Origin of the sequence: Dyella nitratireducens, assembly GCF_014642835.1 — a bacterium.
In the GTDB taxonomy this organism is placed as follows: domain Bacteria; phylum Pseudomonadota; class Gammaproteobacteria; order Xanthomonadales; family Rhodanobacteraceae; genus Dyella_B; species Dyella_B nitratireducens.
The window spans coordinates 1,230,734-1,246,612 of sequence record NZ_BMJA01000002.1 but is presented as its reverse complement, the minus strand read 5'-3'; the positions used below and the strand labels follow the sequence as shown (position 1 = coordinate 1,246,612).

The window sequence follows — 15,879 nt, the reverse complement described above, 5'->3', positions numbered from 1 at the left end:
CTATGACTTCCAGTTACACGCTGACCGAAACCGCTGCGTTCACGATTACCCACGCGCGGCAGATCGCGTCCAAAATCGCGACGGACTTGAAGCGCATGCAGCGTTTCTACGGATATCCGTCCGATGAACACATTCAAGCTTACGAAGAAGAAGCAACGCTGTTGATCAAGAACGGCTACCTGAAGAAGGTGTCCTATGGTTTTCAGCGCGATAGAGAGTGGATTGAGCCGTCACTTCATTACACCGCCAACGACCTCGCCTCCTTGCTGACAACCAACGATGACCCTGGTGGCATTCGCCCCAACGCGGATATCAGCGGAGCGACTTTTCGTAGCTTTTTGGAACACAGCCGGTCATGGCTCGACCTGTCTCCCAGCGAACGTGCCGCATTCGACATCAGTCTTCCGTTCAATCGCACAGACGGACCGCAGCCGACGATCAACGGCTACTTGGATCCTGATCGCACGTATTCCGCCGGAGGCAAAAGCCTCTCCCGCTCTTCTGTTCGGAGTTTTGAATGAACGCTGCCGTCGCCCCCAATGACCTCTTTGATCAACGCGTTGAGTTTCCGCACATCCTTGCGAAACAGCGTTACCAGCAATTGGTCGGTTTGGATCAGCACAAAGACCGGCTGTCCAAAATTCTCACCATGCTGGTTCACCCCGCCGCGCTGAACGCTTGGTTTGAGACTTACCATCCTGGTGCGCAAGAACTTCGAACCACGATCTTGCGTCGACCACCGCTGGTGATCCTGGCCGGCGATGTCGGCTCGGGCAAAACGGAACTGGCTGAAACGACTGGCGACGCCATTGCTCGTCAGCATGGGAAGGCTATCACACTGCTGCCGCTGAGCCTGTCGTCGCGTGGCCAAGGACGCGTGGGTGAGATGACCCAACTGATCACGACGGCATTTGATCAAGCCATCGAAGAAGCGCGTCGTTATCGCTCGGCGAAAGGTGCATCCGGCGGTGTCATTTTCCTCGTCGACGAAGCCGATGCCTTGGCGCAATCGCGTGAAATAGCACAAATGCATCACGAAGATCGAGCCGGCGTCAATGCGTTTATTCGTGGCGTTGACCGTATTGCGAATGCGCAACTGCCGATTGCGGTCATCATGTGCACCAATCGCTTGAGTGCACTGGATCCCGCTGTGCGCCGTCGTGCGGCCGATATTCTCGCATTCGAGCGCCCCAACGATGCACAACGCGAGCATGTGCTCACCGATCGGTTGGGTAACCTCGGCTTCTCCTCCACCGATGTCAAACGTCTCGTCCAAGTCACCGGGCACGATCGCCCCGAGCAGATCGGATTTACTTTCTCTGACCTCACGCAGCGACTGATACCGGCGATTGTGCTGGATGCATTCCCCCACCGTCAGGTGACGGCAACGCGCGCGTTAGAAATTGCACGAACGATGGCGCCGACGCCTCGGTTTCAGGACGGTTCCGTTCCGGGAGCTGCGTCGTGACCGATGCGGTCAAAGTCGTCCGCGACGGGCATGCCTTTCAGGCGATGCAGTTTTGGCTTTACGCGGCCAACCTGCTCAACCCGGTTAGCCCGGTCATTCGTGTCGGTTTTGAATCGGGGCCCAAGGCGTTTGACGATCTGTGGGTCGAATACGATCAGGACCGCGCTCCAAAAGATGCCTACGGCCGTCCCCTGTCGCGCGAACATTTTCAATGCAAATGGCATGTCTCGGCGGGGGAATACGGCTACGCCGATTTGATTGCTCCCGAGTTTATCGGCGCGACGACGCACTCGCTGCTGCAGCGAGCGTTGTCAGCGCAACGAACGCATGCGCCAAACGGCGATGGACTTCGACTCACGCTTGTCAGCAACTGGCAGCCTTCGCGCAACGATCCGCTTGCAAGGTTGGTCCGAGCAAATACGGGTGCCATCCAACTGGATCGCCTGCGCGAAGGCAAGACTGTGCGCAGCGCTATGGGGCAGGTTCGCCAAACGTGGCTCGATCACCTGGGCATCGAGCTAGACGAACTCTTCGTGTTGGCGCGCACGCTGAGCTTCACACCATTCCCCCTGCCGTTCCACGCGACACGCGAGTGGTTGAATGACAAGTTGGCGGTGGCAGGCCTCTGCCAGATTCCGTCACATCAAAGCGACTTTCGCTACGAAGACGTGGTTTTTCAGTGGATGGGTCAAGGCCGACGGATCTTCAACGCAGCCGAACTTCAAGAGGCTTGCCGGCAAGAAGGTCTGCTCGCTGCACCCGCACCACGTCCGATCGCTTTTGGTGTCAAATCGTTTGAACATCGGACCGATCGACTGGAAGATCGTTGCGCCAAGGTGCTCAACCTACTTCCCGAGTTTCAAGAGCGCTTCATCCGTGAGCCCGCTGCGTGGAATGACCGCCTCTATCCTGCCTTAGAGAAATTCTTGGTCCAGGCGGCACAGGACGCGCCATCCTTGCGACTTGTGCTCGACGCGCATGCAACGTTGGCGTTCGCGGCCGGATCGATCTTGGACATTAAAGCGGGCCGCGCGATTGAATTGGAACAACGCACGGTCGAGCGCGAGGTGTGGCATGTCTCCGATCAGGAACCCGATCCATCTTGGCCTACGCTTTGGCCCGAAGTGATTGAGATACACCCGGACAAACCTGATTTGGCGGTGGCGTTGGGGCTCACGCATGCCAACGCTCCAGAAGTCGAGCGTTTTGCGCGCGAACATTTGCCGGAGGTCGGCAAGGTGCTCGTCTACTCCCCGGCTGACGGCGCCGGACGACTTGCAGTTCGATGCGGGCGGCACGCCAACCAGCTCGTCGAAGCCATGGCGGCTCACATCAGAACATTGCGCCAACCCGGCGCGCATATCCATCTGTTTGCCGCCGCGCCCAATGCGGTGACGTTTTTCGTCGGGCAACGCCGCGCTCATCTGGGTCGGGTGACGCTCTACGAATACGACCTGGAAGGTGAGCGCAGCGGATCGTATGAACCGTCGTTGTCCCTCCCTATTTCCGTCCAGAAAGAATCCATCGCAGTCCAACGAGGTCATTAGTATGTCCAGCTACAAATTTGCTCACCTGCGCGAACAAGGTCAGGACATGATCGTGGTCCCGCTTGACTCGTCCTTCGGCTCACAAAGCTCGGCGGATCAACACGCCTTCATCGATGCCTTCCAGGCGCAAACCCGAGTAGCTCAACTCGCTGGCACCGTCGTCGCCATTTGGCGATCGGGTAATCAGGTGAGCTTCATTGCGCCGAGGCCGTGGCATGGCTTCTTCCAGAGCCCTGGAATTTGGAACCTAATTTTGGCGAACCTCAACAAAGAACTGACGATCTGAGTTCGACATGCTGCGGCACGGGTGTCTGAGATCGTCTTTCAACTCAGAGCGTTGGTGAGATGCGTGGGAAGATGCCCAACGACGATCAGCTGCTGCTCGGCGTCCCAGGCGTAATAAATGCGTAGCGTGTAACGTGGGTCGAAGCTATCTGATCCGGCCAAGTGCATGTCCAGCTTGTAACGATAGCCCTCCCACACAACGCTGTATTCGTCTTCAAAACGGGCGGTGTCGACCGCCTTTCCGGTCTTGGAAATTCGGATCCCTAATTGCGCCATTTCCTGATCGTAAAGTGCTTTGTCGCCGACACCCCGCTTGAGGTCTCGGTAGGTCGTGCCGAGAAAATATAGACAGTCGTAAACGTGGCTCACATCTTCGTGCGGACTGTGTAACGCTGCCCGTTCCGCCTTGGGGGTGATCACTAAACGGCCGGACAGTTGGCGCGCGGCCCATTCGCGTAAATCCTCGAACGAAGTTGGATTGGCCTCGCGACTGTTTCCACCACATTCACGCAGCTGAGCTTCTAAGGCTTCAATGCGGGCCCCCAGCTGGTAGAGACGAATCTTCGTTTCACGCTGCGCTTGAACGGCTTGTTTGGCGCTCTCCTCTTCATCGAGTGCCATGCGCTGCCACTCGTCGGCTTGCGCTTGAAATCTCGAAACAGCAGCTGCCAGCTCTTCGAATGCCTCGGCATCCGTCTGACGGTTCTTTAGCGCCGCTTGGATTCGTTGCTCGGAGGCAATTCGGCGAATGACACTGAAACTGGGGATGTCTCGATTTTCATCGCGAACACTGACGCTGTCTGCCATTGCGTCGAACTGCAGAATTTTAGTCACCGCTCTGATGCGCCGCTCCCAACTGCTTGCGACGTATAGGGGGTGGCGATGCCACGCATCGACATCTGGGTCAAAACCGACGCGATACATCCGCACTGCGTTGCCAAATACACCCAGAGCGCGCCCGTAACGCGCAGTCACTTCCTGCGCTGCGTCTGCGGATAACGTGACCACCAGAGCAAGTCCTGCCAGTGCACGCGCAATCTCTGCAGGCTCCACAAAACTCCCATCGTTCCGGGGCACGCTAACCGCAACGACAGGAACCATTCGCGCGGGCGTTTCGATAAAGGCGATTAATCGATCGACGTCCGCGGGACGATCCACTTCCCAAACTGTGCCGTCGAGTTTGAACCCGCCATCGGACAGCCCATGGGACTTGGCCAACATTCCTACTACCGCAGGAATGCCGGGCGTAACGAGCACTTCATCGATGCCGGAAGGCACCAGCACGCTGAGGGAACACCCAAACGCCGGCCCGTTGCCATCGTTCATGTCGACAAGAACCAATTCCACGCGCCACTGGCGCCCTGGAATTTGGCCACACGGATCATTGAGTCGGATTGCCCAAAGACCAGGCGCGGACTCGATGAGCAACGAGCGGGTGCTTTCTTCGATCTCTACTTCAAGCGGAACACCACCGCTCGCCTGCGCGTCGGAAATATTCCATTGCTTGCGATTGCGCAACCAGTCAATCGCAACCGCCTGCGCGCTTTGTAAAGCATCCCCACCTGCGCCTGGCTGTAGCCGACCGATGACTTGCAGCAGCCGATGATATCGATTGGGCGTCAATTGGATTTGGCGCGTGTCGCGTGGCGCGAAACCCCCACGTTCTGCTCTATTTCGAGATTCAGCGACTTGTTGACCGTTGCTCATAATGCCCTACTTGATGATTTCAAAGTAAGCCTTTCAAGGGCGGAGCAATGAACGTGCCAGGGCCACTCTCAATAGAGTTACAGCTAATGAGGGCGCATTTCCTTACGGAGCAGTGAAGTTGTGGGCTGTCTGCGCGCAAATAAAAGTGGCAAAAAAGGATGTGTTTTGACCTCTATCGACAAGTTTCATCCTGGCTTACCCGCGATAACACAGGCTAGTCGGTGTGCCATAACGTCTGCTTTGGGTCGAAAACGGACATTCGCCGTGGCGGTGTCGGTCGCCCCTTGACATGATGTTGCATATACACCATACTGAGCTCATGAAGAACGCTGAAATCACATCCGCCAATGCAGCCTTCGTGGACGAAGTGGTTCGCGAATGCTTGCTAACGCGTACACGCCGGATCTCGCGCGTCGTCACCAATATTTACGATCAAGAGATGCGGCCCCTGGGGGTCGGGTCGGCTCAGGTTTCGCTGCTGGCGACAATTGCGAAGCTGGACGGCGCGAGCCGCGCCGAGATTGGGCGAGCCAATTATCAGGATCGATCGACCTTGACGCGTAACCTCGCGCTTTTGCTCAAGGAAGGATGGGTCAAGGAGCTCGCGGCAGAAGGCCGCAGTCGACCGATCATCCTATCGAAGGCCGGTCGTGAACTGCTGGCTGCGGCGGCGCCAAGATGGCGCGCGGCACAGGCAGAAGCACGAAAGGTACTCGGCAAAGAAGGTGCGGATGCCCTGATCGGCGTGGCGGACAGTCTGCCGCTAGACGATCTCGCTGAATAAGTTGCTTTTTATGTTGTATATACAATCAAATTAAACTCCGGAGAATACAGATGACTGACACGAACATCCAAACGAAGCCGAAGACCGAAATCGACATGATCGAACTCGACAGCGGCATCTCGGTCCGCCGCATGGTGGTCCATGCGGAACAGCCCAAGGGCACGGTGATTCTGCTGCATGGGTTCCCCGAAACAATTTATGCGTGGCCCGAGGTCGCGCGCGCCCTCGCTGACGACTATGACGTTCACACGTTCGACTGGCCGGGTTATGGGCTCTCGTCACGGCCTGCCGTCGAAAACTTCGACTATGCGCCGCGCACGTACGCAAAGCTCCTTGGGCAATATATCGCCGCAGCTGGAATAGATCGCTCGACCCTCACCATCTACGCCACCGACATCAGCGCGCTGCCAACGCTCCTCCTCGCGCTAGATGAACCCGACGTCGCGCGCCGAATCATCGTCGGCGATTTCGCGCCGTTCGACCGACCCGATCTTATGCACCCCATGCTGCGCGATCTGAAGATGAAGCCGATGGCCGATCAGATCCGCGACGCTCGAAACGCCGCATGGGAGGGTGTCGTCGAAGGCAAGGGCTTTGGAGCTGGACTACCACCGGAAGCGCAATTCGACGTGGCTCGCGAGTTCAAAGACGACATGGCCCGGAGCTGGAACCACAGCGGCATGACGACAATGGACGCCTTCTATCACTATTACTTGCACTTCACGCGCGACGAAAACTATTTCGAGCAACGGCTGGGAGAAATGAAGGCCAACGTGAAGGTGGTATGGGGCGAGCTCGACCCTTACATCGTGAAGGCAATGGGCGAAGAACTGGCCGAGCGGCTCGGCGTCGAATTCAAAGAACTGACCGGGATCGGCCATTACGCCCACAGCCAGGATCCGAAGTTGGTGATCGCCGAGATCCGCGAATCGTTTCTCTGACGACTATTGCTGTCGACAGCGCAAGGCCGAAACAGGTCCGCCAAAGTTGACCCGTTCCGTACCACAACATGAGGCTTCCAAACCCTTTCGTGGACTGGTCGGCCGATTGGCAGTTGTTGCATGGCATACGGGGCCGCTTCTGACGAACGGCCCATCGCGTCGCCCTAGATAGTGATCGTAATGGCCGTGCGATACCGCCCTGAGCGGGCCCTACAAGGGCACATCCTTTATGTTCTGGAGAGGACTTATGAACGAGAAAATCGCCGGCACCGATGTATCCAGCCGTTCTGCGCCAACAGGCGCGACAGACTTAAGCACGCTAGGACTCGTGGAGGCAGCGTCCGCCATCAGGCGCGGCGAAGTTACCTCCGAGAGCTACACGTTGGCGCTACTGCAACGCGCACGTGAGCATGCCGATCTCAATGCTTTCATCAGCATTGATGAAGCCAAAGTGCTCGCTGCTGCTAGGGACGCAGACAAAGCGCGCGCTGCCGGCGTGACATCCCCCCTCTTGGGTGTTCCGATCGGAGTGAAGGACAGTTACCTGACGAAGGGCTTGGCAACAAGTTTCGGGGTTAGTGCCCTTCGTCACTTCGTGCCAAAGGAGGATGCGGATGCCGTTCGCGCGATCAAGGACGCGGGGGCATTGGTGTTTGGGAAGAACAACTTGGTTGAGATGTCCTTCGGGCTAACGGGCGCCAACGGAAGCTTCGGTCAAGTGGAGAATCCACACGCGCATGATCGCGTGCCAGGTGGATCTTCAAGCGGATCAGCGGCGTCCGTGGGCGCAAACATTGTCCCCGCTTCTTTGGGCGGTGACACCGTGGGCTCAATCCGCGTGCCCGCATCTCTTGTCGGGGTGGTAGGCTTCAAACCGACGACAGGTCGCTGGCCTCGCAACGGGGTGGCGCCCGTTTCCCATACTCTCGACACGACCGGCGTATTCGCACGCAGCGTTGAAGATATCCAGCTTGTAGACCAAGTCGTAACAGGCGACGGCTCCGAAGAATCATTCAAGCTAGTGCATGACCTGAGAGGCACCCGACTGGCCTATGCACCTCGCCATTCCCTCGACCTGGTCGATGCCGAGGTTGAAGCGCGCTTCCGTGAGTCGTTACGCCAGCTTCGAGACGCAGGCGCTGAAGTTATCGAGGTAGATCTTGGTGACGACTATGGCTCCCTCGTCCATTCCGCAACGTGGCCCATTTTCTTTCACGAAACCATGGGCGCACTGACAGAGTTTCTCCGTAGTCATCAGATACCAGCGACGTTTGATGAGATCCATCAGGCTCTAAGTCCGGAGTTGCAAGAGATCTGGGGATACATGGTGTTGCCTGGAGGCGGTGGCGCGATATCCCGCGAAACCTATCAAACAGCGCTGTCTATCACTCGCCCGGAAATTCAGCGCCGACTGGACAAAGTATTTGCCGCGCAAGGAGCTATGGCCATTCTCCAGCCAGCCACGCCATGCACGGCACCGCTGATCGATCAGCAGAAAAAGTTTGTCATTGGAGGCAAGGAAGTCACCGATCTCTCGCTGGCGATCAACACGGTGTCAGCAAGCAGCGTCGGTTTACCGGGCATCAACCTGCCGATAGGTTTGTCAGGAAATGGTCTTCCTATCGGCCTGGAGCTCGATGGCCCCTTACAAAGCGACCGCGCCATGCTGAGCTTGGCTCGCCGAGTAGAGGCCGTCTTGAATCTCTAAGCCACGGTCATCTAATTGTCTGACCCTTTCCGGCTGGAAGGACCGAGGTGTCCGCTTTGGGTCGAAAACGGACAACCGCCCTACCACCGATAACACAGACTAATCACCCTGCCCTGGCCTCTGCTTTCGGCCAAGAACGGACATACAGGTAAACTAAGTTTTCTCAAACATGAAAGCCATGATTGAATTCGCCAATTATAAATGGGGAGTATTTGGTGAGCACATCCTGTTACTGCTGCGATGAAAGGGCCATTGGTCAAGGCGACCATGTCCCTCCCAAGGCGCTATTCCAATCGGGCACGTTCGCCACTCTTCGACCGATCATTGTTCCTTCGTGCACTACGCACAATCAGGCGAAATCTAGTGCTGATGAGTACTTGAAGTTCATCTTGACCTCCGTCGCCGAGGGTGTACCAAAAGATGTTAGGGGAGGAACTATCAGATCTGTCATTAGGCATGCAAAGAATCCGGAAACGTCCCTTCATCGTTTTGGTATGGAACGAACCCAAGAGGGCCTAACCATAGGCAAGACCGCGCCTGTTGATGAAGATATTCTCGATGAAGCGTTAGGTAAGGTGGCGCGAGGAATCTACTATCACCATCACCGTGGATTGAGGAAGCTTACGGGAACTATTGTCGTCCATCCGATCTTCCTTGGAATCGTTAACGACGCGCCTCCGGAGATACATAAAACTTTCGAAAATATTTGCAAATTGATGGATGAGGATATGAGAAGCTCTCAAGTCCATGGTGAGCATCAGGATGTGTTCAAGTACCAAGTCTTTGATGAATTTGATCACATCAGGATAAATATGGTTTTCTATCGGTCAAAATCTGTGTTGGTAATAAAGAGACAGTCCGATTAGTTTGACGAACACTGTGGACGGCCTCGTGCCGGCAAGTTGTTTGGCTTCATTGGCCAAACTTTTCCACCGCCAATGAGTTGCCAATAAAGATGACGCAGGAGCAATCAATAGAGCTGCGGGCGCGTAGCAAGCTTTCGACCACTATTGAGAAGGTATTTTGGCTTTTGAATGCAGTCTGGTTGGCAGTACGCCGCCGGCACTTCTCCCCGTGCCAAAAGCATCTCCGTCCTAGCCTCGATAACTCTCTCTAATCGATTTGCCCTAACGTCTACTTTGGATCGAAAGCAGGTTCAAATAGTTCTAAATTGCGCGAAGGGCTGGCGAGTGCCGTACATCAAGGTGCGCCATAGCCATTCTACGGGCCCGAATCGGTAACGTTCTAACCATCGAATGCTGATCACGATCTGTATCGCATAAACCGCTACGCCAAGGATCAATGTACTGGTGGCGCCTAACTTTCCGAAATAACCCAGCCCGTAGCCATAAAAGATTCCGCAGAAGATTAGCGACTGCATGAGGTAGTTGGTAAAGGCCATGCGCCCGAGAGGACCGAAAACGGAGAGGACACCGCGGGCCGGCGTGAACGAAACCAGGACGATCACTGCACTCATGTAACCCATGGCCAGGATCACCGGGCTCAGTGGCGCCAAGCCATCAAGTGTGCGCGCCACGCCGATCCACGTTGAATGAGGCCCTACCGCTTCAAGCAAGTTCAACGCACTGCCCACCAAAAGGCCAAACACCATCAAACCCACAAGCAACGCTTGATGGCGCTTCGGCTGACGGAGCAACCCCGTTCGCCACGCCACAGCTCCCAACAAGAAAAGTGCCAACGTTCGGGACGCTATCGCGAGATGGAGTGGAACAATATGAGGAATTTCCTGCCAACTGAATTTTAGAATCTCTGCATAGCTGCCCGACGCGTACACGCGGTTTGCCTCTTCCACATGCTGTTGAAGCCACTCGGTTGAAGGCCAAAAGAAGTCAGGCGACAAGGAATGCGGCAGACCCATGTAAAAGGCCAAGAGGAGCAACGCAATCGTCGCTAACCACACGTTGGAGAGGTAAAGCATGGGGAGTGCAATCAAACCGATCAGCGCATATTCGGTCAGAATGTCCCCGTTCCAAATCAAGTAGAAGTGGATGAGGCCAAACCCCAAGAGCACGACGAGTCGCCGAACCAACAAGACTAACCGCCGTTGAGTTTTAGCAAGACGTTCAAATTGGATGGCCAAACCAACGCCGAACAGGAACGAGAACAAGGCAAAGGCTTTCAATTCCAGAAAGACGCCGACTCCCGTTTCGACGTAATGATCCATTTCAGACGCCGGACTTGTCGTGGGTAGAAATTGTTGAAAGACGTCGACGCGGAACTCCGTGACGAGATTGACCATCAGCACGCCGAACAAGGCGATGCCACGCAAAATATCAATGGCACTTATTCGATCGAATGGTTCTTGTGGGGCTGCGATCTGACTTACCTGTAAGGGCATGATCGTCCTTTCACCATCGTCAGTTTCATGACCATTGAACTGCAGCTTATGTCTGCTTCGGGTCGAAAGCGGACACTCACCCTATCCTCGATAACCCCTTCTAATCGCCCTGCTCCAGGCCCGCTTTTGGCTGCGGACATTCAACACCTGAGTTAGGTGCGTCAGAGACGTCCGTATGGACGAATTGTTAGGCCGCGTACCGAATATTGGAACTGGCCAAAAAATTCTATGGGGTCGAACTTAGACCAAACTGTGTCCCATGGAAACCGCGCCTGCCCTATGGAAAAGCTTCGGGGGAACGTTTGCATCAAGGCTACCTGTAACCGGCTGCTTGTAAGGTAAACAGGTCGCTATATGAACCCGGAGTAGCCATCAACTGTTCGTGCGTACCGGCTTGTATGATTTTCCCGCCGTCCATTACGTAAATGCGATCAGCCATTCTCACTGTTGAGAATCGATGCGAAATTATGACCGCAGACGCACCTCGTGCGAGCTCTTTAATTCTACTAAAGGTAGCCTGTTCTGACTTCGCATCCAACGAAGCCGTTGGCTCATCGAAGATATAGATCTGCGCCCGACCCATATAAGACCGCGCAATGGCTAATTTTTGCCATTCGCCGCCAGATAGGCCGACACCTCCTTCGAAAAGATGTCCCACAATTTGGCGAAGACCACCCTTCAGCTTGGCGATTAGTGCAGCAGCGGATGCGTAATCAATAGATCTGTGGATTCTTTCTTCATTCGCCCCATCGAGAATGTCACCAAAACGAACGTTATCTATAGCTCTGAGTTGATACCTTATAAAGTCCTGATGCGTGGTAACGATGTTGCTGCGAATATCATCGGTCGAATAGTCTGAAATATCGGCACCATCGATAAGAATGCTTCCTGATGTGGCGTCATACATTCGAGATAAGAGTTTCACGATGGTTGACTTACCAGCTCCGTTCTCACCCACGAACGCGATGACCTCGCCCGGTCTTAGGGTAAAGCTAATGTCATTTATCGCATGAGTGTGAGCACCCGTGTATTCAAACGATACGTTCCTAAACTCAACACCGCTTTGCATTCGCTGGGGGAACGGGCGAGGTGATAGCGCCTCTGTCATCCGCGATTTCTCGCTTAGAAAATCGTACAGATCATCAAGATACAGGGCTTGGCTTGCCAATTGAGTCAGGCCGGTTGTCGATGATTGCATTAGGTTCGTTATGCGAAGCAGGCTCATCACGAGAAAGGCAAATCCCCCGATAGAGAGCCCACCGCCCATGACTGCAACAATTAAGTATAGGTAGGCACAAAGCTGTGCAATCGCACCTAGGCAACTTAGCAATGAAGTAACCAGTGTACGTCGTAAGACAAAATGGGTCTCTTGCTTGTGCAATGCGTTCGATAGGCTCGCGTACTGCTCAATAAAGTAGTCGGCAAGGCGATAGCCTTTGATTTCTTTCGCGGGAGCTGAACTGGCCACCAAGTTCCTTAAATAGTCCAGGTAGCGCCGCTGCGGCAGCTTGTTCTTTTCTTCAATATAGCTAACCGTATTGAAGTGCATGCCGCACAGCGCCGCGGGAATCCAACCTAAAACAATGATTACGATAAGTTTTGGCGCATACAACGCGACTCCGGTCGCATACGCAAATAGCGTTAGCGAGCTCTGAATTTGAGATAGAGATTGCGCAAGCAATGGCGTACGTGCGGCGATTTGTTTTCGAGCCCTGTCAAGTTGGTCCTGAACCTTGGGGTTCTCAAAGCTAGATAGATCCAGTGTCGAGGCGTGTCGCATCAAAGCAACACTTGCTGTGTGCTGATACGAACCGCCTAATATGCTTTCCAACAAGGACGATATCTTGCCAAAGGTAAGGGACGTGACAGCAATGACGAAAACCCAAATCAATTGAGTCCAGGGTATGAACGCGTCGCAGACCTGAAGTGAGACGCCGTGGAAGCAACGCAAAGATCTCGCAAGTGGCGCCTGATGCGCTACCACATCGATTACTCTTTTTGTTACTAAGAGCAGGAGTACAGGAAGCGCTGATCTAACCACTCGAAGAAAGATGGTTGCCACAAACATACTTCGATTGATGCGCCATATGTCCTTAAAGAATCGAGGTGCGTTACTCAGTGCCCCAAGCTTACGCAAGCGATCTTTTCTGCGGTTGTCGGCATCGCTTGAGCCGTGCGGTGGCTGAAAATCAGTGATCATGGCCTTCAACTTATGGCTGTGCTGATGATTGCTTGCGCAGATTTCCATGGTCTAACGTCGATGCGTTGTGCGCATATGTTGCTTGTTGTCGCTGGATTAAAACCAAGGGTGTGCGCACGCAATGCCACTCCGAACAAACTGGTCACCGATCAATACGCAGGTTGAGCGTCCTACCGCGGGATCTTCCAACCTTCAGATCAGGCTGCTAATCGTTATGCATCGTCAAGTCAATGCAATTGACCCAAAAGCCTTTCATAGAAGGGGCGCGCCCTGACATTTATCTCTTCACGCAATTGATTGGACGCACTTCCCTGCTTAAGAAGGGTGTCATCTGAGTAAAGGCGAGCGGCATTGGGGTCCTTTGAGTATTTCGATAACGTAGCTTCCAATGCGCTCATATCCACATCATTTCGCGTAGCGATATTAAAGAACTTCGCAATCTCCAATGCTTTATTGAGTGAAATATCTTTATAGTCGACCAAGCAGCACAGAGGATCATGGGCTACAAGCAGCGCGGCGTTCAGATATTCACCAAGAATACGGGCGCACCGAGACTCCATAGTCTGTGAATGTTGGAGTTCGACGTGGCTTCTGATGTCGGACCTTACCAATTCGTCAAATCTACTCTCGGCAAGCCACCCTGGCGGCCCCTTCATTAGCGATACAGCGACCTCTAAAGGGTCTCTTATCACTATGGCAATGGGTACATCGGGCCATAGATGTCGAAAGACATCGATATGTGTAATGTTCCAACTGGACAGCTTAAAGATCAAACTTGTGTCCTGCTCCGTTTGCCGTCTACCGTAGGAGCGAACCAAGCCTCGTAGCAAATCTTCTCTGGCCACAGACTCGCCAGTGAAGCGAATCAAGTCATGCTGCAACAATAGCGCCTTGGAAATGAGCTTTGATTCGGATACGACTGTTGACCCCGCGAAGCATCGCATTGCGTTGGCTAAGAGAGTCGAACCGCAGCGAGAAATGTGAAAGATAAAGCCGTTAGGTCGTATTTCCTCCTTGATGCGCAGCAGGACACTTATGCTTGTTGCGATCACATCGTGTTGACCGGTTCTGCGCAAGCGCTCTATGGTCTGATGAAAAAAAGGTTCCGCCAAACCTTTTTCGTCGAGCCTTGTCCAATGAACAATAAACTTGTCAAACAGAAAGCGAGAAGGTATGCGCCCGTGTAGCTGACTGGGGACGTCCCTTCGTTCATGCTGCGGCATGAGATTGCTCCCTCATGAAGACGATGTTTTCGACCATGAGCTGACGCAGGAGAGTGAGCTTCTGTTGCGCAGTCAGTGGTCCGGGTAGCATGGAAGAACTGAAATCACTGTTATCACAGAGAAATTGACAGGCCTCGATGTAGTCGTCTTCGATAGCGAACCTATTCTCTCCAAAGCATAGGTGGACTGGAGAAGAGCTATAGTCAAGACCAAGTAGTGTGCCGTCACGAACACCCAGCCTGGAATCAATCGTGAGTGCGTTGATGTCTGTGGCCGTAGCTTGCCGGGAGAACAGCTGATTTTGCAGAGAACCTTTGTGGGCTCGATGTAGAAGGCCGATATATTTACTCAGTGCTTTGTTTGAGTTGAAGTGCGTAGGCAAGTCTCTGGAAATTTCATTGAATGCGCGTATCGCTTCAGACTGCAAGGGTGCGCTTTTCGCTAATCCGAGCGGCAGATGCCCTCTTAGGCGAGGATCCGCGTAAGCGGCATCAGCTAGCGCGAGAGCAAATAGATCCAGGTATGTGGTTGGTTTTACTCCGATGGTTAAATGGCAAGAAGCACCCGCGTCATTGTCAGTCAGCGCTTCATGGTAAAAGCCGCGTGGCAAATAAAGGAGATCGCCAGGTTCGACGACGAACTCGCTCGCCATTTCCACGCAGTCCCTGCCTCCTCCAAGTTCCTGCACGCGAAATCGCCGCACATCATCATTTGTTTCGTACTGCAGTCGTGGGAGTGTCTCTAGAGGAAGCTCCACACGTGGCTCAAAGATTTTCCATTTCTTCCTGCCAGATATCTGTAGAACGATGACGTCGTGCAAGTCGTAGTGTCGCGGAAGGGCCTTTTGCCCAGAGAATGGCGACATGTAGAGATTGATATTTATTGGAGAACTAATCACCTTGGCTAGGTTTCTGGTTAGCTTCTCCAAAGTGATAGAAAATCTCTGAATGGCATTGATTCGCAGTGATCTTTTCGCGTTGAATGTATTGACGGCATCTTCCGGTGTATGGATCGTCCGGATAACAGTGTCCTCAGCGATTTCTTGCACAGCACCCGGAAACCGACTTGCGATGTAAAGCGTGTTTTCCATGTCCACTTCGGAAAACATGTCGTTGTAATATTTCGTGTTGTCACGTGCGATACGCAAGAACTGTTTCGACCAATACGTTCTATTAAATTCCTCGAGGCCAATAGGAAATAATAGAGATTCCAGATTCATGTGCTATAGCTCCTTGGCATTTGATCCTTCAACGGATCGCTTACCCGCTTGTAGTTTCACGTAAGTTTTATTTTGGCTAGTAGCTGTATAGGAGCATCGCGAAACAAGCCTATAGCCTGTTTCGCGCGCTCTAGATCATCTTGTCGAGGTAATCACCTCTTTGAGTTAGCGCAGCGGTAGTCGACGGTAACTAACCCACTTGATTTGAAATACGCACCAAGGGATCAAAACAACGACGAGTAGGTGCGGCTATGCATTACAACTGCCGTCCCTAGCGCATTCAGGATCATTGTCGAGGTCGTTGTGGGCAGAATCGTGGTTGTCGGTATCCTCCAGTTTGCTGCATGGAGAATCGATCTCTTGCCCGGCTGCTTTTACAGGGTCGTCCATTGCACGTTCGCTAGCATAGTGGCTCTCAAGCGAGAGTCGAATAGCCTC

13 protein-coding genes are annotated in these 15,879 nt (G+C 53.9%); 8 read left to right on the top strand and 5 right to left on the bottom strand.

Annotated features, from left to right (window positions below; translation table 11 throughout):
• Nucleotides 1-2 precede the first annotated feature (2 nt).
• Genes IEX75_RS16235 through IEX75_RS16220 form a run of 4 tightly spaced genes read left to right on the top strand, consistent with a single transcriptional unit; the run spans nucleotide 3 to nucleotide 3,301 of the window.
• On the top strand, nucleotides 3-521 hold the full coding sequence (locus IEX75_RS16235) for an HORMA-1 domain-containing protein (RefSeq protein ID WP_188795492.1): 519 nt from the start codon (nucleotides 3-5) through the stop codon (nucleotides 519-521).
• The gene (locus tag IEX75_RS16230) at nucleotides 518-1,468 is read left to right on the top strand and encodes an AAA family ATPase (protein WP_188795490.1); all 951 of its coding nucleotides are present in this window, start codon (nucleotides 518-520) and stop codon (nucleotides 1,466-1,468) included. The genes IEX75_RS16235 and IEX75_RS16230 overlap by 4 nt, the downstream gene beginning before the upstream one ends.
• Nucleotides 1,465-3,015 (top strand): SAVED domain-containing protein, encoded by a 1,551-nt coding sequence (locus IEX75_RS16225; protein ID WP_188795488.1) that lies wholly within the window; start codon nucleotides 1,465-1,467, stop codon nucleotides 3,013-3,015. The genes IEX75_RS16230 and IEX75_RS16225 overlap by 4 nt, the downstream gene beginning before the upstream one ends.
• Nucleotide 3,016: 1 nt before the next feature.
• The gene (locus tag IEX75_RS16220) at nucleotides 3,017-3,301 is read left to right on the top strand and encodes a hypothetical protein (protein ID WP_188795485.1); all 285 of its coding nucleotides are present in this window, start codon (nucleotides 3,017-3,019) and stop codon (nucleotides 3,299-3,301) included.
• 38 nt (nucleotides 3,302-3,339) lie between these two features.
• Here the strand turns inward: IEX75_RS16220 and IEX75_RS16215 are convergent, their stop codons facing one another.
• Nucleotides 3,340-5,007: a hypothetical protein gene (locus IEX75_RS16215; RefSeq protein ID WP_188795483.1), complete on the bottom strand. Its 1,668-nt coding sequence runs from the start codon at nucleotides 5,005-5,007 to the stop codon at nucleotides 3,340-3,342.
• Between the two features lie 319 nt (nucleotides 5,008-5,326).
• On the opposite strand from IEX75_RS16215, the gene IEX75_RS16210 reads away from it, so the two are divergent.
• The 4 genes from IEX75_RS16210 (at nucleotide 5,327) to IEX75_RS16195 (ending at nucleotide 9,306) form a co-directional block, all read left to right on the top strand.
• On the top strand, nucleotides 5,327-5,791 hold the full coding sequence (locus IEX75_RS16210) for a MarR family winged helix-turn-helix transcriptional regulator (protein ID WP_188795481.1): 465 nt from the start codon (nucleotides 5,327-5,329) through the stop codon (nucleotides 5,789-5,791).
• Between the two features lie 50 nt (nucleotides 5,792-5,841).
• Entirely contained in the window at nucleotides 5,842-6,732 is an 891-nt protein-coding gene (locus IEX75_RS16205) for an alpha/beta fold hydrolase (RefSeq protein WP_188795479.1), read from the top strand.
• A 247-nt stretch (nucleotides 6,733-6,979) separates the two neighbouring features.
• A complete protein-coding gene (locus IEX75_RS16200; RefSeq protein ID WP_188795477.1) occupies nucleotides 6,980-8,440 on the top strand; it encodes an amidase family protein in 1,461 nt (486 codons plus the stop codon).
• Between the two features lie 389 nt (nucleotides 8,441-8,829).
• The gene (locus tag IEX75_RS16195) at nucleotides 8,830-9,306 is read left to right on the top strand and encodes a hypothetical protein (protein ID WP_188795474.1); all 477 of its coding nucleotides are present in this window, start codon (nucleotides 8,830-8,832) and stop codon (nucleotides 9,304-9,306) included.
• Nucleotides 9,307-9,596: 290 nt separating this feature from the next.
• On the opposite strand, the gene IEX75_RS16190 is transcribed toward IEX75_RS16195, so the two are convergent.
• The 4 genes from IEX75_RS16190 to IEX75_RS16175 all read right to left on the bottom strand — a co-directional run bounded on the left by IEX75_RS16190 (nucleotide 9,597) and on the right by IEX75_RS16175 (nucleotide 15,441).
• The gene (locus IEX75_RS16190; protein ID WP_188795471.1) at nucleotides 9,597-10,799 is read right to left on the bottom strand and encodes a DUF418 domain-containing protein; all 1,203 of its coding nucleotides are present in this window, start codon (nucleotides 10,797-10,799) and stop codon (nucleotides 9,597-9,599) included.
• A gap of 313 nt (nucleotides 10,800-11,112) precedes the next feature.
• On the bottom strand, nucleotides 11,113-13,047 hold the full coding sequence (locus IEX75_RS16185; RefSeq protein ID WP_188795469.1) for an ABC transporter ATP-binding protein: 1,935 nt from the start codon (nucleotides 13,045-13,047) through the stop codon (nucleotides 11,113-11,115).
• Nucleotides 13,048-13,226: 179 nt separating this feature from the next.
• Nucleotides 13,227-14,222, bottom strand: a complete 996-nt coding sequence (locus IEX75_RS16180; RefSeq protein ID WP_188795467.1) for a hypothetical protein — start codon at nucleotides 14,220-14,222, stop codon at nucleotides 13,227-13,229.
• Nucleotides 14,209-15,441: a JmjC domain-containing protein gene (locus IEX75_RS16175; RefSeq protein ID WP_188795465.1), complete on the bottom strand. Its 1,233-nt coding sequence runs from the start codon at nucleotides 15,439-15,441 to the stop codon at nucleotides 14,209-14,211. The genes IEX75_RS16180 and IEX75_RS16175 overlap by 14 nt, the downstream gene beginning before the upstream one ends.
• Nucleotides 15,442-15,879: the final 438 nt, after the last annotated feature.